The following is a 19288-nucleotide window of genomic DNA, read 5'->3' on the forward strand; positions in this document are numbered from 1 at the left end:
TTGAGCGATGCTGTTGCCCCATCATTTGAACCGTCGCCCACCCATGACCCAAACGTGGCTGCGCCAGCTGACGCTCCATGTTGCTGAGTTGTGATCAAGAGTCAGCAATTTTGCAAGGCACGACAGCGACGTCAACACTGTCATTGCACCTGGCTTCCATTCAGGCAGCGCTCCACTAGGCTGACAATGGCTTTGGACTCGTAGCTCTTGGCTAGCTCGCGCAATTGGCTGACGAACGGGCCGTAGCGTGGGTCGAGTTCAGCCAGGTACGCTGTGTGCGCCATAATTTCTTGCATGTTCCCAATACGGGCCAGACGGTACAGCACTGCCATTTCCGGCTGCGGCGGCACCACGAATACCTCGCTCGCGTCTCCTTCCGAAGCGGCTTCTGTTTCCGGCCGATAATCGTAGACCCACTCCAGCGGCAACAACGTGGCAATCTGGCTCAGCAGCCGGTCCAAGTCGATCGGTTTGGGCAGAAATGCATTCGCCCCGACCGCCAGGCATTGTTCATTATCGCTCGCGGAAACGCTGGCCGATAGCACAATGATCGGCACTTCCTGGAAGGCCGGCAGTTCGCGCAAGCGGCGGGTGGCTTCCAGTCCATCCATCTCCGGCATCGCAATATCCATCAGGATCAGGTGCGGCTGCAAACGCTGCGCCATTTCCAGCCCTTCACGGCCGTTGACTGCCGCGACCACCTCGAAGCCGAGCGGCGTCAACAGATCGGCCACCACCGCCCGATTCCCGGCCACATCTTCCACCACCAGCACCTTCCGACGCGGCCCGGCGTAGCCGGTCACGATGCGGGCGGATGCCTTGGCCGTATCGGCCACCACCACCGGTAAATCCAGTTCGAACCAGAACGTGCTGCCTTGGCCGAGCCGGCTCTCGACCTGGATATCGCCCCCCATCAGGCGCACGTATTGCCGGCTGATGGCCAGTCCCAGGCCGGTACCGCCCAGACGACGCTGCGCCTCGCCAACTTGCTCGAACGGCTGGAAGAGGGCGCCCAATTGATCGGTACTGATGCCCACGCCGCTATCCTGCACCTCGAAGCGCAGCCGGGCGGGCGACACGGCGCGCACCCGCAGCGTCACTTGGCCGTGGTCGGTGAACTTGACGGCATTGGACAGCAAATTGAGCAGCACCTGGCGCAGCCGCTTTTCGTCGGCCCGGACCCACTGCGGCACCTCCGGCGCCAGGTCGCATAGGAATGCCAGGCCCTTCTGCACCGCTTTCATCTCGACCATCTCGACGAAGGTGCGCGCGAAGCCCGCCAACTGGAGGTCGGTCAGGTAGAGCTCCATCTTGCCGGCTTCGATCTTGGCCAGATCCAGGATATCGTTGATAAGGGTGAGCAGATGCTCGCCGCTGTGCCGGATCACGTTCACCCCCGCCAGTTGCCGTTCGCCCAGCGTCTGGTCGCGCTGCAAGATCTGGGCGTAGCCGAGGATGCCGTTGAGCGGGGTGCGCAGTTCATGGCTCATGTTGGCGAGGAACTCGCTCTTGGCACTGTTGGCGGCCTCGGCGGCATCCCTGGCACGCTGTGCTTCCGCAAACGCCGCTTCGAGATGTTCAATGGTTTCGGCCAGCCGCTTCGTCATGATGTTGATGCTGATTCCAAGCACGCCGATCTCGTCGCGTGACTCGACCTCGGCGCGCGTGGAAAGATTGCCGGCCGCGACCTGCTCGGCCACCTCGGTCAGGCGGCGTACCGGATCGACAATGCTGCGCCGGAACAGATAGGCCAGCGCGACGCTGAAAACAACGGCAAGCATGCCGCCGACTGCCGTTTGCAGGCGCGCATCCGATAGGCTGCTGCGCGCCCGTGCGAGATCGGTTTGCAATTGCACCTGTTGCCGCTGGGTGATCTTGTTGAGCAGGTCGAGCAGAATTTCCGCCTGCGGCGTGACCTCGGTACGGAATAGATACAGATCCTCATAGGCATGCTCGCCGTGGAGTATGCCTATGATTTGCAAGGCCAGCTCCGCGACTTGCGCCCGATCGCGGGAAATCATGTCGAACTTGCTCCGCTGTTCGTCCGACAGCAGCGCGCGCTTGCCGGACAGGGTATTCCAGATCGCTGCATTGGTCCCCAATTGCGGTCCGTAGGCCAGCTCGAAATTGAGTTCTCCCGACGCGCCGTACGCCATCAGGTTGGTCGCCATCGCCTCGAACGAGGTCTGGAATCCCAGCAGGTCGGCCAGCAATTCCCGGCTCTGCGGCTGCATGCCGCGCGCTTTCTGGATGCTGATCATGGTATCGATCTCATCGAGAATCCGGATCCGCAGTTCCTGGATGTCACCCCTGGCAATGCGCAAGGCCGGCCGGTTCTTGAGCGGATTGTCGTGCAGTTCGAACAGATGCGGCGGCAGCTTGGCCCAGCGCGCATAGGTGGTAGTCAGTTCGACGACCCACTTCGCCTCTTCCTTGGGCCAGTTGCGGGACATCGCCTGCAAGGACGCAAGGCTCACTTCGAAGGCATGCCGGGCCACTTGGAATTCGTCGATGTCGACAGGGTCGGACAACACCAGATAGCCGCGCATATGCAGCTGCATTCTCAGCAGGCCAGCCTGCGCCTGCGCCGAAGTCAGCGACGCGGGTGCGCGCACCGCTTCGACAAGACGGATGTCCTCGGTGGCGTTGCGTCCCGCAACGAAGGCTAGTGTCGCAACCAGCAGCGTGACGATGGCCAGTGCACCAAATCCGATCGTCAGCTTGCGGCCGATACTGAACGGCTTCAGATAGAGAATGAGCGGAGTGAAGAATTCCCCGGCTCGCACGTTACTGCCCCAGCGATGCATGATAGGATCGCCGCTGCCGCTCGCGTCCGCGGCGGATCGTGATCTCTTCGAAATCGACGGCGGCTGCCTTCAGTGCCGCCTCCGGACTCAATTGGCCGGCGGCCGCTTCCGCCAGGTGCACGTCGAGCGCCTGCCAGTAACCGTAGGCGCCGGGAATGCGCAGATAGGGAAACTGAAGCTTGTTGGTGAACGTTTCGAAATACGCCTTCAAATAGTCGCGTATGTCGACCTCGTCCCAGCCGGCTTTCAGATAGGTTTCAATCTGTCCGGTGCCGTCGGGCGGCAGGAAATGAAAAGTTCTCCCGGGATCGATACCGTCCCAGCCGCGCGCCGCATACACCTGCGATTTTTCCCAAGTCGCCAGCATGGCGAAGAGGTAATAGGTCGCCGCCGGCACTTTCGATTGCTTCGAGATGACGCCAGCCCACGAGCCGCCGGTGGTATTGCCGACCAGGTTAGGCTGCGCCGTCTTGATCCACTTGTGCTGCGCGATGCTGTAGTACTCGCGCGTGCCGGGCAGCACCGCGGAACCGATCTTGCCCTTGACCTTGCTGCCGCTTTCCTGCGCCAGCGCGCCAAGATCGCCCCAAGTGAAAGTAAGCGCCGCGCGGCCGGCCAGAAAGTAGTCCCAGCTTTTTCCCAGATCCCAGTTGAGCATCTCTTTGGGGCCGAAATGGACCAGATCGACCAGCGCCGTGAGCGCCCGCACATGGCCCGGACTCTCGATCAGCGGCTTCATCGTCTGTGGATCGAACCAGTACAGCTGAGGATTGTCCGGCCCGATCACGAACGGCGCCGAAAACGACATGAAATGAAACATGCCCTGCGCTCCCACCTTCAGATGCATGGAGAGCCCATGATCCGGCACGCCGTCGCCATTGAGATCCTTGCCGTTGAAAAACTCGGCCACATCCCGGAACTGCGCCCAGGTCTTTGGCACATCGAGCGCGTAGCCATACTTTTGACGAAACGCCGCCTGATGCTGTGCATCCGCCAGCAGATCGCGTCGGTAATACATGACCTGGCCGTCGTGATCGTTGGCCACCATGTATTTCTTGCCGCCATACGACAGCAGGCTGCGCGGCGCCGGCAATACGTCGTCGATGTTCCATTTCGGAAAGCGCGGATCGTTGTAGTACTTGTCGTAGGAAAGCAGATAACCCCCGCCCGCCAGCTCGCCCAACCACCAGGCGCCGGCGTATGCCGCATCGTACTTGCCGCCGCGGTTGGTCAGATCGGAAATGAAATTCGGATACGCCTCCTCGTGCGTAAGTTGAACCAGATTGAGCTTGGCGCCGGTGGCCGCCTCGAATTCTTCCTTCAACTCGCCGATCGCGCCGCCGTTCTGCCTATTTTCCTGCAGCACCGTGACGGTCTGGCCGGCGAACGGACAGTTGTTGGGCTTGCATGGCTGCACGACCCGGGGTGGAACGATTTTCCCGGCCTTCACGACCGCTGCTTCATAGAGTTCCAGTTTCGGCTTCGCTTCCTCGGCCCCAACCATCATCGAAACCGAGCATGCCGCAATCAACATTGCCAGCAGCCTAACCTTCCTATTCCTGTTCCTGTCCATGGTTCGTTCCTTGTCGACCGCCGTCATGACCAGCGGCAAATACTTCGCTACTGAAATCCGAGCGACCCGGTAAACACGCCTCTGTCGCTCGCGACCGAGGCGTATCGCAATCTCTTCGAAATCGACAGCGGTCGTCTTCAGTGCCGACTCCGGGATCTATCGGCCGGCGGTCGCCTGCGCCAGGTGAAAATCAAGTACTTGCCAATTGCTGTAGGTGCCCGAAATACGCAAGTAAGGCAATTGCTGCCTGTTGCCAAAGGTATCGACATAGGCATGCAGATAGTCGGGGACATCGGCTCCGTTCCGGCCGGCTTTCAGATAGGTTTCAATCTGTCCGGTGCCGTCGGGTGGCAGGAATTCCTTTTTCCCTTCGAGGATGGAGGAAGGGATGACGCTGTCCGACTCGATCACCGTCAACTGTGCTGTGCCATCGGCCGCGGCGAACAGTATCCGCGATGCGAACAAACCGGACACCAAGGATTGCATGCGATCAATTCCTTCCAGTTTCACAAGGTGCCGGACGCGTCGCCACGCCTGCACTGCATTGGGAGAACAAGCCCGAGTTTACCGCTATTCCACTTCAATGCAAGCAACTTATCGTTTCTATTTCCTGTCTAACATCGAGGTATCGTGATCCAAGGAGGTTGCCGTCTCATCCAGATAGTAGCGCTTCGCAAAATGGAAATACTTCCACCAAGGCAACGGAATTTTAATGATCCGGGAATCGTACCGGGAGGCTTGCGGCCTCCCACGGCTCAAGCTCGCTGTGGCTGAAGCGGGCCCAAGCCGAGGAGCATGATCAGAAAGATCCTTCTAAAGCTTCAAACAAGTGAAGATAGTTAGCTGAATCTGTCGGCGTGCGCGCAGAACTGGCGTCATGGCAAGCAGGGCCGCCTCTTGCCTTCGGTGCTCTACCAGCGCATGGTCGGAATAAAATCCGCAAACGCGCGCAGCGGCGCCGGCAGATAGCGCCGGCCTGGATAATACAGCGAGGGACCGTTAAAGGCTGGCCACCAGCGCTCCAGCACCGGCTCCAGTTCACCGCGTTCCATGTAGGGCTTCAGCCAGTCTTCAAACAGGTACACCAGGCCGCTGCCGGCCAGCGCCGCATCCACCTTCAAGTCGGCGCCGGCACCCAGGTTGACGATCAGCGGACCGACCGGTTTGATGACGACTTTCTTGCCCTTGTGCTCGAATTCCCAATCCGGCATGGCACCGCTGGAGAAGCGTCCGCGCAGGCAGGTATGTCTCAACAGGTCTTCCGGCCGCTTGGGCAGGCCGTGTTTTAGCAGATAGCCAGGCGACGCTGCCAGCGCAAAACGTTGCCGGCGCGGTCCAATCGGAATCGCCACCATATCCAGCTCCATGTGTTCTTCGTAGCGGACGCCGGCATCGCAGCCGGAGCGCTGCAGATCGACAAAGCTGTCATCGACGATGATCTCCAGGCAGATGTCCGGATACGCGGCGATAAACGGCGGAATGATGCGCGGCAGGATCAGTTTCGATACGCTGAGCGGCACGTTGAGCCGCAGTCTGCCAGCCGGACGGTCGCGAAAACCGTTCACCACATCCAGCGCGGATTCGACCGCGCCCAGCGCCGGCATCAGTTGCTCCAACAAGCGCTGGCCGGCGTCGGTGGTGGCCACGCTGCGGGTGGTGCGGTTCAGCAGGCGCACACCAAGGCCGGCCTCAAGCCGTCGCACCGCTTCGCTCAGTTGTGACGCGCTATTGCCCGTCATGCGCGCGGCGCCGCGAAAGCCGCCGTGTTTGGCGACCGCGACGAAGGCGCCGATATCCTGCAGATCAGCCATCGGTCATTGTCCTGTATTCGGCACAAGTTGTGCCATTGCGAGGTATTGTCGCACAAAGTTTTCGCGCCTAGACTGTGTTCGTCAACCCATCCTTCAGGAGCATATTTTGAACACCTTCCAACTTGGCGATCTGACTGTCAACCTCATGGGCTATGGCGCCATGCAGCTTTCGGGCCCGCACGTCTTCGGCCCGCCCACGAACCGCGAGGAAGCGCTGGCAGTGCTGCGGGAGCTTGCTGCGCTGGGCATCAATCACATCGACACCAGTGATTTCTACGGCCCTCATGTCACCAACCAGCTGATCCGCGAAGCGCTGCATCCGTACGCGGACGATCTGGTGATCGTCACCAAGATCGGCGCCTCGCGCGGCGCTGACGCTTCCTGGCTGCCAGCCCAATCACCGAAGGCGCTGGAGGCAGCAGTGCATGACAACCTGCGCAACCTCGGCCTGGAACGACTGGATGTGGTGAACATGCGTCTCATGTTTGACGTCATGGGGCCGGCGGAAGGCGACATTGAAGCCCACATCACCGCACTGGCGGAACTGCAGCACCGCGGCCTGATACGTCATATTGGCGTGAGCAATGCGACCGCGCAGCAAGTGAAGCAGGCGCGCAGCATCGCCCCCATTGTTTGTGTGCAGAATCAATACAACCTGGTCCACCGCCACGACGACGCACTGATCGACGAGCTGGCAAAAGACGGTATCGCCTACGTGCCGTTCTTCCCGCTTGGTGGCTTCTCGCCGCTGCAATCGGCTATCCTGTCGGATGTCGCCGCGCAGCTGGCCGCCACGCCCATGCAGACAGCGCTGGCCTGGCTACTGCAACGTTCGCAGAATATCCTGCTGATTCCCGGCACCTCATCGGTTGCCCATCTGCGTCAAAATGCCGCCGCTGCCGATCTGATGCTGCCGCCGGAAGCCGTCCGTAAGCTGAATGGCATCATCACGTCGGCATAACTGCCGGCCAGGTCGCGCTCCAGTTCGAAACTTGCACTTCCCACCAACTGCCGAAAGTATGGACGGCGAATCTCCGGTAATTTGATGTATATCAAGGTTTTGAGGATGCATATCCGACTACAGTGATTGACAACATGGCCAATTCAGGACCTCAAGATGGGATTTGAAATGCTTCGGGAATCAATATCGAAAGACCTGGTCTACACCTGTCCGATGCATCCGGAAATCCGGCTCGACCATCCGGGCAACTGTCCGAAATGCGGCATGAGCCTGGAGCCGGTGATTCCCGATCTGGCAGACGACGACAATCCGGAACTTCGGGATTTCACCCGCCGGTTCTGGTGGACCTTGCCGCTGACGGTCGTGGTGACCACGCTGGCGATGTTCGGGCACCGGCTGGAGCTGATGGAGATCCGCACCCAGACCTGGGTGGAATTGATACTCGCGATCCCCATCGTCCTGTGGGCGGGATGGCCATTTTTCGTCCGTGGAGCCCAATCGGTGCGCAACCGCAGCCCGAACATGTGGACCCTGATCGGGCTCGGCACCGGCGCCGCCTTTGTCTACAGCGTGGTGGCGACGCTCGCGCCACAGGTGTTCCCGCCGACGTTCGTGTCGATGGGGCGCATCGGCGTGTATTACGAAGCGGCGGCGGTCATTATCTCGCTGACCTTGCTCGGGCAGATGCTCGAACTGAAGGCGCGTTCGAAAACCTCGGCCGCCATCAAGTCGCTGCTGGGGCTGGCGCCGAAAACCGCGCGCCGCATCCATGCCGACGGCAGCGAGGAGGATGTGCCGCTCGCCCATGTCCACGTCGGCGACATGCTGCGGGTTCGTCCCGGCGAAAAGGTGCCGGTCGATGGCGTTGTGCTGGAGGGCAGCAGCGCCGTCGACGAGTCGATGCTGACGGGCGAGCCTATCCCCGTCACCAAGCGCACGGGAGACAAGGTGATCGGCGCCACGCTGAATGCCAGCGGGGCTCTGGTGATGCGTTCCGAGAAGGTCGGATCGCAAACCGTGCTGGCCCAGATCGTGCAGATGGTTGCCAATGCCCAGCGCTCCAAGGCACCGATGCAGCGCATGGCGGACGTGGTGGCCGGATATTTCGTCAGCGGCGTGGTCGCGATCGCGGTGCTGACCTTCCTTGCGTGGGGGCTGTTCGGCCCGCAGCCGAGCTGGGTCTATGGACTCATCAATGCGGTGGCCGTGCTGATCATCGCCTGTCCGTGCGCGCTCGGCCTGGCGACGCCGATGTCGATCATGGTCGCCACCGGCAAGGCGGCCACCCATGGCGTGCTGTTTCGCGACGCCGCCGCGATCGAGAAATTGCGCGAGGTCGACACGGTCATCGTCGACAAGACCGGTACGCTGACCGAAGGCAAGCCCGCCTTCGAGCGCGCCATCGCCGCCGCCGGCTTTGCCGAGGACGAGGTTTTACACCTGGCCGCCAGCCTCGACCAGGGCAGCGAGCATCCGCTGGCCGACGCCATCGTGCGCGCCGCGCGCGAGCGCGAGCTGGCGCTCGACAAACCCGATGCGTTCGAGTCAAGCAGCGGCATCGGCGTGCGCGGCAGCGTCAACGGCCGGCAGCTCGCGCTCGGCAATACCACCTTGATGACTCAGATCGGCGTGGATGTGGCGCCCATGAAGCCGGCCGCCGAGGCGCTGCGCCTGGAGGGCGCGAGCGTGATGCACCTGGCGGTAGATGGCCGTCTGGCCGGGCTGCTGGCCGTGTCGGACCCGATCAAGGCCAGCACGCGCGAGGCGCTCGACACACTTGCCGCGGCGGGAATACGGGTGGTCATGGCCACCGGCGACGGCGTCACGACGGCCGTCGCCGTCGGCAAGCGCCTCGGCATCGACGAGGTGCACGGCGAGGTCAAGCCGGCCGACAAGCTGGTGCTGGTCGAAAAACTGCAGCGCGAGGGACGTGTCGTGGCGATGGCTGGCGACGGCATCAACGACGCGCCCGCCCTGGCGCGGGCCGACGTCGGCATCGCGATGGGCACCGGAACCGACGTGGCGATGAACAGCGCGCAAGTGACGCTGGTCAAAGGAGATTTGCGCGGGATCGCGACGGCGCGCCTGATCTCGGTGGGCACTGTCGCCAACATGAAGCAGAACCTGCTGTTCGCGCTGGTCTACAACGCGCTTGGCATTCCGATCGCGGCCGGCGTGCTCTATCCGCTGACGGGATGGCTGCTCTCGCCGCTCATCGCCGCATTGGCGATGAGCCTCAGTTCCGCTTCGGTGATCAGCAACGCCTTGCGGCTCAGATGATGCACTTCGGGAGCCTCATCAGGGAACATTCCCCATTTCGGGCCCTTTTGGTATATGTGTACGCCCGGCTGGCGCATACCGAGGAAGTGCGGGCACTGGGGGAATTCGGCGAGGAGTACCGACGCTACCGCGATCGCACTCCCGCCTTCGTTCCGCGGCTCGGGCGGCGCTCCGGGACTGGATTGAGGCGGCGATAGGATTACTTGCCTGGTGGCGGGGTGGCATCCATTCGGTCCATCATCATTTGCATCATCATCTTCATCATGTCCATCTGCTTCTGCATCGCCTGGGGCGACATGGTTTTTGCTCTGGCGGAGCCCGCGCCCGTCATACCATCCATCATCGACATACCTTCCCGCATGGCTTTCATGTGTTCAGCCATCAAAGCCTTGCGCTCTTCCGGGGTCTTGGCACTCATCATCTTTTCGTGCATGTCGCGCATGGCTCGCATCTGCGCATCCATCTTCGCCGTGTCAACGGGCGTATTGGCGGGCGCGGAGACAGCCGGATGATGCTCCTCATGCCGGGGCGGTTCGGTCGAGAACGCCTGGCTGGGCGCGATCAGTGCCAGTGTGAGCGGCAGGGCAAGGAACGATTTCATGCGGTTCTCCAGAGACATGGTGACAAGGTTCATCCTACGGATTCATGCCTGAGAATTGTTTGATCCAAGTCAAAATTGTCCCCGGCGTCAAAAAAACAACAAACTGGTGCGTTCAACACGGCTTGCGTTTTGGTTGTATTCTATATATATTAAACAGCGGTTAAACACCGCTCAATATAAAAACATACGTCTATGGGGAGACAATCCAATGACACTCAAGCCATGCCGCGCGCCGTGGGCCAGCAGTTCGCGTCACCTGCCACTCAGAGGAGGTCAGCGATGAAAGCGCCCCGGATTGCCTTGCTGTTCAACGCCAACAAAGCCTTCGACCGCGACGTCGTGGCTGGCATCGCTTCCTACCTGCGTGATGCCGATGTGGCCTGGGACCTGTTTCTGGAAGAGGATTTTCGCCTGCGCCTGGCCGGCTTCGAGCACTGGCAGGGCGATGGCATCATCGCCGACTTCGACGACCCCGCGGTGGCGGCTGTTCTGTCGCGCAGCAGCGTGCCGGTGGTAGCCGTAGGCGGCTCCTATGCCAGCGAAGCCGAGTATCCGTGCGACGTGCCGTATGTCGCGACCGACAACGCGGCCATCGTCAAGCTGGCGCACCAGCATCTGGCCGAGGCAGGCCTGCGCCGCTTCGCCATGTTCAGCCAACCCGCGACCGACGAGCACCGTTGGGCGCAAGAGCGCGAAAACGCTTTCCACGACCTGATGGAGCGCGACCGGATGGAGGTCGAGATCTTCCGCGGGGGCGACACCAGCGTGGCGGCCTGGAACGAGTCGGTACGGCGCCTGATCTGCTGGCTGCACAGCCTGCCCAAGCCGATCGGCATCATCGCCGTCACGGACGCGCGCGCGCGCCAGCTGCTGCAGGCCTGCGCCATCGCCGGGATCGCGGTGCCGGAACAGGTGGCGCTGGTTGGCATCGACAACGACCCGCTGGTACGGGCGCTGGGGCGCATCCCGCTCAGCTCCGTGATCCAGGGCGGGGAGCAGATCGGCGCCGCCGCCGCCCGGCTGATGGACGGGATGCTGCACGGCGTACCGCCGGCCGAGCTTCGCCTGCTGGTGCCGCCCGCCGGCGTCAACGCGCAGGCATCGAGCCGGCACCAGGCGGTCAACCACCCGCAGGTGGTGCTGGCCTGCCATTTCATCCGTCAATATGCCTGCCAGGGCATCAGGGGCCAGCAGGTGGCCGCCTACGTGGGCGTGTCGCGCTCCTCGCTGGAGACTTACTTCCGGCAGGAGCTGGGGTGCAGCGTGCACGATGCGATTCTGCGCTTCAAGCTCGAAGCGGCCAAGATGGGCCTGGAAAGCGGAGGTGCCAGCATGGCCGACGTGGCCCAGGGCTGCGGATTTAGTTCTGCCCAATACATGCATCTGGTGTTCAAGCGCGAACTGGGTGGCACGCCGCGCGCCTACCGCAGCCGCGCGCTGGGCGAGGCGGAGGCGGCCTGAGGCCGGAAGTAAGCAAATTCATTGCGCCACTTGGTGATTTAATGAACGCAAAATTATTGAATGTTCAAAACATATACCATACACTGGCCGTCACAAAAAATAGTATTAAATGGAAAATTTCATGATGAAAAGCATAGTGTGCGAAGCACCCGGCCAGTTGCGCATGGTGCACGGTCCGATTCCCGTTGCCGCCGAGGGCGAGGTGCTGATGCGCGTACGGCGCATCGGCGTATGCGGCACCGACATGCACATCTTCCGCGGCACCCAGCCGTTCCTGAGCTATCCGCGCGTGATGGGGCATGAGCTGTCCGGCGAGGTCGTGACCGCGCCGCCAGGCTCGGAACTGGCGCCAGGCGACCAGGTCTACGCCATGCCCTACCTGTCGTGCGGCAGCTGCGTGGCCTGCCGCAAGGGCAAGACCAACTGCTGCAGCCGGATCCAGGTGCTGGGCGTGCACCGCGACGGCGGCATGGCTGAATATCTGACCGTGCCGGCGCAATTCCTGTTCAAGACCGACGGCATTTCGCTCGATGACGCCGCGATGCTCGAATTCCTGGCCATCGGCGCGCACGCGGTGCGGCGCGGTTCGGTGGAAGCCGGACAGCGCGTGCTGGTGGTGGGGGCGGGACCGATCGGCGTCGCGGTGGCCTTGTTCGCATCCCTCAAGGGTGCCAATGTCGCGGTGCTCGATTCGCGCGCCGACCGGCTGGCCTTCTGCAAGGACGCGCTGGGTGTCGAGCACGTGGTGGCGGTCGGCGAGGGCGACAAGGCCGCGCTGCAGGAGCTGTCCGGCGGCGATTTCTTCGACGTCGTGTTCGACGCGACCGGCAACATCAAGGCCATGGAGCGCGGCCTGGAGTTCGTGGCCCATGGCGGCGCCTATGTGCTGGTGTCGATCGTGCCGGACCGGATCTCGTTCGCCGATCCGGAATTCCACAAGCGCGAGACGACCCTGCTCGGCAGCCGCAACGCGACCGCGGACGATTTCCGCGAGGTGCTGGCGGCCATGAAGGCCGGCCTGGTGCCGACCCGCCTGATGAACACCCATCGCGCCACGCTCGACGATTTCATCGACGTGCTGCCGCAATGGATGGAACCCTCCGCCGGCGTGATCAAAGCCATCGTCGAGGTCTGATTGAATCCGATTCTGCAATTTGGCACCAGCCGCTTTCTGCAGGCGCACGTCGATTTGTTTGTCAGCGAGGCGATGGCCAATGGCGCGGCGCTGGGGCCGATCACGGTGGTGCAGAGCACCGGCAGCGCCCAGAGCGAACAGCGGCTGGCCGCCTTCAACCTCGGCCACGGCTATCCGGTGCGCATCCGCGGGCTGCGCGACGGCGCCGTGATCGACGACGAGCTGCGCGTCACCTCGGTCCGGCGCGGCCTGCACGCCGACCGCGATTGGGCCGAGATCCGCCGCCATGCCGCCGGCGAGGCGCGCGTCATCGTGTCCAACACCGGCGACCGCGGCTACGACCTGTCGGAGCACGACCACCCCGGCCTGCTGTCCGCCGATACCGCGCCGCGCGCTTTTCCGGCCAAGCTGCTGGTGCTGCTGCACGCGCGCTACCGCCAGGGCGGGGCGCCCATCACCCTGTTCCCGTGCGAGCTGGTCGCCAACAACGGCAGCGCGCTGCGCGAGGTGGTGCTGCGGCTGGCGCGCGACTGGGCGCTGGAGCAGGCCTTCGTCGACTGGCTGCAAAGCCGCTGCATCTGGATCAATTCCCTGGTCGACCGCATCGTGTCCGAGCCGATCGAGCCGGCCGGCGCGGTGGCCGAACCCTATGCCCTGTGGGTGGTCGAAGCCCAGCCGGACATGGAGCTGCCATGCACGCATCCGGCTATCGTGGTGACCAGGAGGCTGGAGCCGTATGAGCGGCGCAAGCTGTTCCTGCTCAACCTCGGCCACAGTTTCCTGGCCGAGCAATGGCTGCGCGGCGCGCGGCCGGCCGGCGAGACGGTGCTGCAGGCGATGGCCGACCATGGCCTGCGCGCGGGGCTGGAGGCGCTGTGGGAGGAGGAGGTGCTGCCGGTGTTCAAGGCGCTGGGCGAGGAGGCCGAAAGCCGCGCCTACGTGGAGCAGGTCAGGGACCGTTTCAACAATCCCTATCTGGCCCACCGGCTCGCCGACATCGCCCAGAACCACGAGGAAAAGAAGCGCCGGCGCCTGCTGCCGGTGGTGGAGCTGGCCGGCGAACTCGGTCTAGGCATTGCGCAAGCGCGTCTGCGCGATGCCCTTGGCCTGGTGGCGCTGGAGGTACGGTAGAATGTATGATTGTCCTTTATATATGATCGCCAATCCGGCGTGTTCCCAACCTCATGGCCCGACCTCCTACCATCTTCAAGCGCAGCGCCAACCTGCTGCTCAAGCACATCACCACCGAGGTGGCGATCGGGGACACGCTGCCCACGGAACACCAGATGGTCGCGCTGGTGGGCGGCAGCCGCACGGCGATCCGCAGTGCGCTGACGTATCTGCATGCGCAGGGCCTGATCAGCGACCTGAAGGAACGGCGCCTGCTGCGCAAGCCGGCGCGCAAGGATTACTTCGACATCGCCGATTTACAGACCGGACCGGACCGGGTGCGGCAGGTGCTGATGGAGCGCATCTACCACAGCGACCTGCCGCCGGGCGCGGAGTTCTCCGAGGCGGAACTGGCGCGTGCGGCCGAGGTCAGCACGATCAGCGTGCGCGAATTCATGATCGAGTTCTCGCGCTACGGCCTGATCGAAAAGAAGCCGAACGGCGGCTGGCGCCTGTGCGCCTTCGACCGCTCGTTCGCCATGGAGCTGGCCGACGTGCGCCAGATGTTCGAGCTGGCGGCGATCGAGCGCTTCGGCATGCTGCCGCCCAGCGACCCGGCGATGGCCGTGCTGGACGACCTGATCGCGCGCCACGAGCAGCTTGGCTCGGTCATGCCGGCGCGCCACAAGGACTTTCCGGCGCTGGACCGCGACTTCCACACCTTCCTCATCGGGCTGCTGCACAACCGCTTCGCGCAGGGCTTTTACGACATCGTGTCGCTGGTGTTCCACTACCACTACCAGTGGGACAAAGGCAACGAGATGGCGCGCAACCAGTACGCGGCGCACGAGCACCTCGACATCCTGCACGCGCTGGCGCGGCGGGACATCAACGGCGCGCTGGACGCCATGCGCATCCATCTGAATTCTTCCCGCAGCACACTGCTGCAATCCATCCGCACCAGAGAGATGCGGGCCCACTCCGGCTGACGCGGCGCGCGGCGGCATGGACAGCTCTCTCTGGAACCGACTGTATGCAAAGGACCGACATGCCCACACCAACCACCGCGCAGGCATCGAGCCTGCTCCTGATGTCACCCGAGGACAATTGCCTGATTGCCCGCCTTGAACTGAAGGCCGGCGCCAGCGTGGAGATCGACGGCCAGGCCGTCACCCTCGCGCAAGACATCCATCTGGGCCATAAGGTCGCGCGCAGCGACCTGCGCGCCGGCGACACGGTGCTGCGCTACGGCGCCATCATCGGCAAGGCCAGCGCGCCGATCGCCGCCGGCGCGCATATCCATACGCACAACCTGGAAAGCTGCTATATCCCGACCTACACGCTGGGCGAGGGCGGCCACCACTTCATCGGGAGCAAAGCCAAATGACGTCGCAACCATCGTACACCCTGGCCGGTTACCAGCGCCTGGACGGCCGCAAGGGCATCCGCAACGTGGTCGTCGTGGCCTACCTGGTCGAATGCGCGCATCACGTGGCGCGCCTGATCACCAGCGCCTTCCCGGACCAGCCGGTGCACCTGATCGGCTTCCCCGGCTGCTTCCCCAACGAGTACGCGGACAAGATCATGCGCAGCGTGCTGACCCACCCGAACGTGGGCGCGGCGCTGCTGGTGTCGCTCGGCTGCGAGAGCTTCGACAAGAACGGCCTGGAAGCGGCCGTCGCCGATAGCGGCCGCCCGGTGCACACGGTCACGATCCAGGACGCGGGCGGCACCCGCAGCGGCGTCCAGAGCGGCCGCGAATGGGTGAGCTGGGCGCTGGAACAGGTCGGCTCCCAGCAGCGCGTGCCGATGGGCCTGGACGAGCTGGTGGTGGCCACCATCTGCGGCGGCTCCGACAGCACCAGCGGCATCACCGCCAATCCGGCGGTCGGCGTCGCCTTCGACCAGTTGATCGCCGCCGGCGCCGCCTGCATCTTCGAGGAGACGGGTGAACTGGTCGGCTGCGAATACCACATGAAGCGCCGCGCGGTGACGCCGGAACTGGGCGAGGCCATCGTGCAGACGGTGGAGAAGGCCGCGCGCTACTACACCATCATGGGACACGGCAGCTTCGCCCCCGGCAACGCCGACGGCGGCCTGACCACGCTGGAAGAAAAGTCGCTGGGCGCCTACGCCAAGAGCGGCGCCTCGCCGATCAGCGGCATCCTCAAGCCGGGCGACCAGCCGCCGGGCCACGGCCTGTACCTGCTCGACGTGGTGCCCGACGGCGAACCGCGCTTCGGCTTCCCCAACATTTCCGATAACGCCGAGATCGTCGAACTGATCGCCTGCGGCGCCCACCTGACGCTGTTTACCACCGGGCGCGGCTCGGTGGTCGGCTCGGCGATCTCGCCCGTCATCAAGGTCTGCGCCAATCCGGCCACTTACACCAAGCTGGCCGAGGACATGGACGTCAACGCCGGCCGCATCCTGACCGGCGAGGCGACGCTGGAGCAGGTCGGCGGCGAGATCGTCGACCTGGTGGCGAGCGTCGCCAACGGTGCCCAAAGCTGCTCGGAGCAGCTGGGACACCAGGAATTCATCCTGACCTACAAGCAGTTCGAGCCCACGGGGCCCGGCTGCTTCCCGCTGAAGGCGGCCTGACCGTGCGCTGCGACGACTCGATCGCCCTGCCGCGCGGCGGCCTGCGGCTGACCCGGCTGGGCATGGGCTGCGCGCCGATCGGCGGCCTGTACCAGGCCGTCTCCGAGCGCGCGGCGCGCGCCGCCGTCGATGCCGCATGGGACCTGGGCCTGCGCTATTTCGACACCGCGCCGTACTACGGCTTCACGCGCTCCGAACGCCGCCTGGGCGAGGCCTTGAGCGAACGTCCACGCGACCAGTACGTGGTCAGCACCAAGGTCGGTCGGCTGATGCTGCCCGCCGCGGGGGTGCTGCCCGGCACCTGCGGCTGGGCCGATCCGCTGCAATACCGCCCGCATTACGACTACAGCTACGACGGCATCATGCGCTCGCACGAGGACAGTCTGGAGCGCCTCGACCTCGATCGCATCGACATCCTGCTGGTGCATGACATCGGCCGCGCCACGCACGGCGAGCTGCACGACAAATACTGGCGTCAGCTCACCGGCGGAGGCTTCCGCGCGCTGGACGAGCTGCGCGGCTCCGGGCGCGTGGGTGCGATCGGACTCGGGGTCAACGAATGGGAGGTGGTGGCCGACGCGATGCAGGAATGCCCGCTCGACTGCACGCTGCTGGCGGGCCGCTACACGCTGCTGGAGCAGGGCGCGCTGACGCCCCTGCTGGACGCTTGCCAGCGGCACGGCAACGCGATCGTCATCGGCGGACCGTTCAATTCCGGCGTGCTGGCCGGCGCCCGCACCTTCAACTATACCGACGCGCCGGCAGAGATCCTGCAGCGGGTCGACGCCATCGCCGCCGTCTGCCGCGAGTTCGACACGCCGCTGCCGGCGGCCGCGCTGCAATTCCCGATGGCCCATCCGGCCGTGGTGTCCTGCATCCCCGGTTCGCACGACGTGGCGCAGCTGCGCCAGAACGCCGAGTGGTTCGAGCTGCCGATTCCGCCGCAGCTGTGGCAGGAGCTCAAGCGCCGCGGCCTGCTTGACGAGCGCGCGCCGGTGGAGCTGGGGGCGTGATGCGGGTCGACGCCCACCAGCACTTCTGGCGCCTGGCCGACCGCCACGGAGCCTGGCCTCCGCCGGCGCTGGCCGCGATCCACCGCGACTTCGCGCCGGACGACCTGGCGCCGTTGCTGGTGCGGCACGGCATTGCCCGCACGGTGCTGGTGCAATCGATGCCAGACGAGCGTGACACCCGCTACATACTCAACCTGGCGCAGCGTCATGCCTTCATCGGCGGGGTGGTCGGCTGGGTCGACCTGAAGGCGCGCGACGCGCCGACCCGCATCGCCTCGCTGGCGCTCTGCCCGATGCTCAAGGGACTGCGCCCGATGCTGCAGGACCTCGACGACGAGCGCTGGATCGACGACGAGGCACTGGCGCCGGCGATCGAGGCGATGCGGCATTTCGGCCTGAGCCTCGACGGCCTGGTGCTGCCGCGCCACCTGCCGGCGCTGCTGGCCTTTGCCGAGCGCCATCCTGACCTGCCGCTGGTGATCGACCACGGCGCCAAGCCGCCCATCGCGCGCGGCGAGCTGGAACCGTGGCGCGGCGACATCGCGCGCCTGGCGCGGCTGCCGCAGGTGCATTGCAAGCTGTCCGGCCTGGTGACCGAGGCTGGCGGGGCCTGGAGCGTGGAGGGACTGCGCCCGTACGTCGACCACATCCTGGAGGTCTTCGGTCCGCGCCGTGTGATCTGGGGCAGCGACTGGCCGGTGCTGGACCTGGCCGCCGACTACGGGCAATGGGTCGCCGCCAGCGAGGCCTTGCTGGCGGGCCTGGACGGCGTGGCGCTGGACGACGTCTTCGGCCTGAACGCGCTACGCTTTTACCGACTTGATTGAGGAAACTGACATGCAAAGAATGGGCATGGTGATCGGCATCGCACCCGACCGGATCGCGGAGTACCGCGCGCTGCACGCGGCCGTGTGGCTGCAGGTGCTGGCGGTGCTGCGGGAGGCGAACGTGCGCAACTACACGATCTTCCTGCGTGAGCCGGAGAATCTGCTGTTCGGCTACTGGGAATACCACGGTTCCGACTTCGACGCCGACATGCGGCGGGTGGCGGCCGACCCGGAAACCCAGCGCTGGTGGACCTTTTGCAGTCCCTGCCAGCTGCCGCTGGCCAGCCGCGCCGAAGGCGAGCACTGGGCGATGATGGAACCCGTCTTTCACATGGATTGAATCATGACTAAACGATTGCAAGGAAAAACCGCGCTGGTCACGGCCGCCGGTCAAGGTATCGGCCGCGCCACCGCGCTGGCCTTCGCGGCCGAGGGCGCGCGCGTGATCGCCACCGACCGCGACCTGGAGCAGGTGGCCACGCTGGCCGGCTGCGAGGCGCGCCGCCTGGACGTCACCGACGCCCAGGCCATCGCCGCGCTGGCGCAGGAATTGGGAGCGGTCGACATCCTGTTCAACTGCGCCGGCTACGTCCATGCCGGCACCATCCTCGGTTGCGAGGACAGCGACTGGGATTTTTCCATGAACCTCAACGTGCGCTCGATGTACCGTTTGATCCGTGCCATCCTGCCCGGCATGCTGGAGCGGGGCAGCGGCTCCATCATCAACATGGCCTCGATCGCCTCCAGCGTGCGCGCGGTGCCGAACCGCTTCATCTACAGCACCACCAAGGCGGCCGTGATCGGTCTGACCAAGTCGGTGGCGGCCGATTTCGTCACCAGCGGGGTGCGCTGCAACGCGATCTGTCCGGGCACCGTGGCCTCGCCATCGCTGCGCCAGCGCATCGAGACGCAGGCCCACGACAGCGGCCAGAGCGTGCAGCAGGTCAGCCAGGCCTTCGCCGCGCGCCAGCCCATGGGGCGGCTGGGCTTACCGGAGGAGATCGCCGCGCTGGCGGTCTACCTGGCCGGCAACGAATCGGCCTTCACCACCGGCACCGTGCATGTGATTGACGGCGGCTGGAGCAATTGAGCATCAACCCTTTAC

General features: G+C 64.3%; 17 protein-coding genes. 12 read left to right on the top strand and 5 right to left on the bottom strand.

The genetic code is table 11. The features are described from left to right. Positions 1 to 140 precede the first annotated feature (140 nt). The 4 genes from ACSQ3S_RS15810 to ACSQ3S_RS15825 form a co-directional block, all read right to left on the bottom strand. Positions 141 to 2807 carry an ATP-binding protein gene (locus ACSQ3S_RS15810; protein WP_436142962.1) on the bottom strand — a complete coding sequence of 889 codons (2667 nt, stop codon included), beginning with the start codon at positions 2805 to 2807 and terminating at the stop codon, positions 141 to 143. After that, entirely contained in the window at positions 2788 to 4407 is a 1620-nt protein-coding gene (locus ACSQ3S_RS15815) for an ABC transporter substrate-binding protein (protein WP_436142963.1), read from the bottom strand. Before ACSQ3S_RS15815 ends, ACSQ3S_RS15810 begins: the two co-directional genes overlap by 20 nt. Before the next feature lie 129 nt (positions 4408 to 4536). Next, on the bottom strand, positions 4537 to 4866 hold the full coding sequence (locus ACSQ3S_RS15820; RefSeq protein ID WP_436142964.1) for a hypothetical protein: 330 nt from the start codon (positions 4864 to 4866) through the stop codon (positions 4537 to 4539). Between the two features lie 425 nt (positions 4867 to 5291). Then, the gene (locus ACSQ3S_RS15825) at positions 5292 to 6191 is read right to left on the bottom strand and encodes a LysR substrate-binding domain-containing protein (RefSeq protein ID WP_413447558.1); all 900 of its coding nucleotides are present in this window, start codon (positions 6189 to 6191) and stop codon (positions 5292 to 5294) included. A 106-nt stretch (positions 6192 to 6297) separates the two neighbouring features. Here ACSQ3S_RS15825 and ACSQ3S_RS15830 point away from each other — a divergent pair, with 106 nt between their 5' ends. Next, a complete protein-coding gene (locus ACSQ3S_RS15830; RefSeq protein WP_436142965.1) occupies positions 6298 to 7152 on the top strand; it encodes an aldo/keto reductase family oxidoreductase in 855 nt (284 codons plus the stop codon). Positions 7153 to 7320: 168 nt separating this feature from the next. After that, positions 7321 to 9432, top strand: a complete 2112-nt coding sequence (locus ACSQ3S_RS15835; RefSeq protein WP_436142966.1) for a copper-transporting P-type ATPase — start codon at positions 7321 to 7323, stop codon at positions 9430 to 9432. Positions 9433 to 9631: 199 nt separating this feature from the next. Here the strand turns inward: ACSQ3S_RS15835 and ACSQ3S_RS15840 are convergent, their stop codons facing one another. Beyond that, the gene (locus tag ACSQ3S_RS15840) at positions 9632 to 10033 is read right to left on the bottom strand and encodes a hypothetical protein (RefSeq protein ID WP_176650521.1); all 402 of its coding nucleotides are present in this window, start codon (positions 10031 to 10033) and stop codon (positions 9632 to 9634) included. Positions 10034 to 10312: 279 nt separating this feature from the next. Between ACSQ3S_RS15840 and ACSQ3S_RS15845 the strand changes: the two genes are divergently transcribed. The 10 genes from ACSQ3S_RS15845 (at position 10313) to ACSQ3S_RS15890 (ending at position 19273) form a co-directional block, all read left to right on the top strand. Beyond that, the gene (locus ACSQ3S_RS15845; protein ID WP_436142967.1) at positions 10313 to 11494 is read left to right on the top strand and encodes a XylR family transcriptional regulator; all 1182 of its coding nucleotides are present in this window, start codon (positions 10313 to 10315) and stop codon (positions 11492 to 11494) included. Positions 11495 to 11618: 124 nt separating this feature from the next. Next, positions 11619 to 12629 carry a zinc-binding alcohol dehydrogenase family protein gene (locus ACSQ3S_RS15850; RefSeq protein WP_436145028.1) on the top strand — a complete coding sequence of 337 codons (1011 nt, stop codon included), beginning with the start codon at positions 11619 to 11621 and terminating at the stop codon, positions 12627 to 12629. After that, positions 12630 to 13760, top strand: a complete 1131-nt coding sequence (locus tag ACSQ3S_RS15855; protein WP_436142968.1) for a mannitol dehydrogenase family protein — start codon at positions 12630 to 12632, stop codon at positions 13758 to 13760. 53 nt (positions 13761 to 13813) lie between these two features. Continuing rightward, positions 13814 to 14728, top strand: a complete 915-nt coding sequence (locus ACSQ3S_RS15860) for a GntR family transcriptional regulator (RefSeq protein WP_436142969.1) — start codon at positions 13814 to 13816, stop codon at positions 14726 to 14728. Positions 14729 to 14787: 59 nt separating this feature from the next. After that, positions 14788 to 15126 carry a UxaA family hydrolase gene (locus ACSQ3S_RS15865; protein ID WP_436142970.1) on the top strand — a complete coding sequence of 113 codons (339 nt, stop codon included), beginning with the start codon at positions 14788 to 14790 and terminating at the stop codon, positions 15124 to 15126. Continuing rightward, the gene (locus tag ACSQ3S_RS15870; RefSeq protein ID WP_436142971.1) at positions 15123 to 16343 is read left to right on the top strand and encodes a UxaA family hydrolase; all 1221 of its coding nucleotides are present in this window, start codon (positions 15123 to 15125) and stop codon (positions 16341 to 16343) included. The genes ACSQ3S_RS15865 and ACSQ3S_RS15870 overlap by 4 nt, the downstream gene beginning before the upstream one ends. A 2-nt stretch (positions 16344 to 16345) precedes the next feature. Further along, positions 16346 to 17356 carry an aldo/keto reductase gene (locus tag ACSQ3S_RS15875; protein WP_436142972.1) on the top strand — a complete coding sequence of 337 codons (1011 nt, stop codon included), beginning with the start codon at positions 16346 to 16348 and terminating at the stop codon, positions 17354 to 17356. Continuing rightward, a complete protein-coding gene (locus ACSQ3S_RS15880; protein ID WP_436145029.1) occupies positions 17356 to 18183 on the top strand; it encodes an amidohydrolase family protein in 828 nt (275 codons plus the stop codon). The genes ACSQ3S_RS15875 and ACSQ3S_RS15880 overlap by 1 nt, the downstream gene beginning before the upstream one ends. A 10-nt stretch (positions 18184 to 18193) precedes the next feature. Next, the gene (locus ACSQ3S_RS15885; RefSeq protein WP_176650528.1) at positions 18194 to 18523 is read left to right on the top strand and encodes an L-rhamnose mutarotase; all 330 of its coding nucleotides are present in this window, start codon (positions 18194 to 18196) and stop codon (positions 18521 to 18523) included. Between the two features lie 3 nt (positions 18524 to 18526). Beyond that, a complete protein-coding gene (locus ACSQ3S_RS15890) occupies positions 18527 to 19273 on the top strand; it encodes an SDR family oxidoreductase (protein WP_436142973.1) in 747 nt (248 codons plus the stop codon). The last annotated feature ends 15 nt before the right edge of the window (positions 19274 to 19288 follow it).

It is taken from the genome of Duganella sp. LjRoot269 (assembly GCF_964254095.1).
GTDB lineage: Bacteria > Pseudomonadota > Gammaproteobacteria > Burkholderiales > Burkholderiaceae_D > Rugamonas > Rugamonas hordei.

Coding starts and splice junctions, on each gene's coding strand:
- ACSQ3S_RS15810 (WP_436142962.1), bottom strand. CDS start 2,807: ATGCATCGCTGGGGCAGTAACGTGCGAGCCGGGGAATTCTTCACTCCG.
- ACSQ3S_RS15815 (WP_436142963.1), bottom strand. CDS start 4,407: ATGACGGCGGTCGACAAGGAACGAACCATGGACAGGAACAGGAATAGG.
- ACSQ3S_RS15820 (WP_436142964.1), bottom strand. CDS start 4,866: ATGCAATCCTTGGTGTCCGGTTTGTTCGCATCGCGGATACTGTTCGCC.
- ACSQ3S_RS15825 (WP_413447558.1), bottom strand. CDS start 6,191: ATGGCTGATCTGCAGGATATCGGCGCCTTCGTCGCGGTCGCCAAACAC.
- ACSQ3S_RS15835 (WP_436142966.1), top strand. CDS start 7,321: ATGCTTCGGGAATCAATATCGAAAGACCTGGTCTACACCTGTCCGATG.
- ACSQ3S_RS15840 (WP_176650521.1), bottom strand. CDS start 10,033: ATGAAATCGTTCCTTGCCCTGCCGCTCACACTGGCACTGATCGCGCCC.
- ACSQ3S_RS15845 (WP_436142967.1), top strand. CDS start 10,313: ATGAAAGCGCCCCGGATTGCCTTGCTGTTCAACGCCAACAAAGCCTTC.
- ACSQ3S_RS15850 (WP_436145028.1), top strand. CDS start 11,619: ATGAAAAGCATAGTGTGCGAAGCACCCGGCCAGTTGCGCATGGTGCAC.
- ACSQ3S_RS15860 (WP_436142969.1), top strand. CDS start 13,814: ATGGCCCGACCTCCTACCATCTTCAAGCGCAGCGCCAACCTGCTGCTC.
- ACSQ3S_RS15865 (WP_436142970.1), top strand. CDS start 14,788: ATGCCCACACCAACCACCGCGCAGGCATCGAGCCTGCTCCTGATGTCA.
- ACSQ3S_RS15870 (WP_436142971.1), top strand. CDS start 15,123: ATGACGTCGCAACCATCGTACACCCTGGCCGGTTACCAGCGCCTGGAC.
- ACSQ3S_RS15880 (WP_436145029.1), top strand. CDS start 17,356: ATGCGGGTCGACGCCCACCAGCACTTCTGGCGCCTGGCCGACCGCCAC.
- ACSQ3S_RS15885 (WP_176650528.1), top strand. CDS start 18,194: ATGCAAAGAATGGGCATGGTGATCGGCATCGCACCCGACCGGATCGCG.
- ACSQ3S_RS15890 (WP_436142973.1), top strand. CDS start 18,527: ATGACTAAACGATTGCAAGGAAAAACCGCGCTGGTCACGGCCGCCGGT.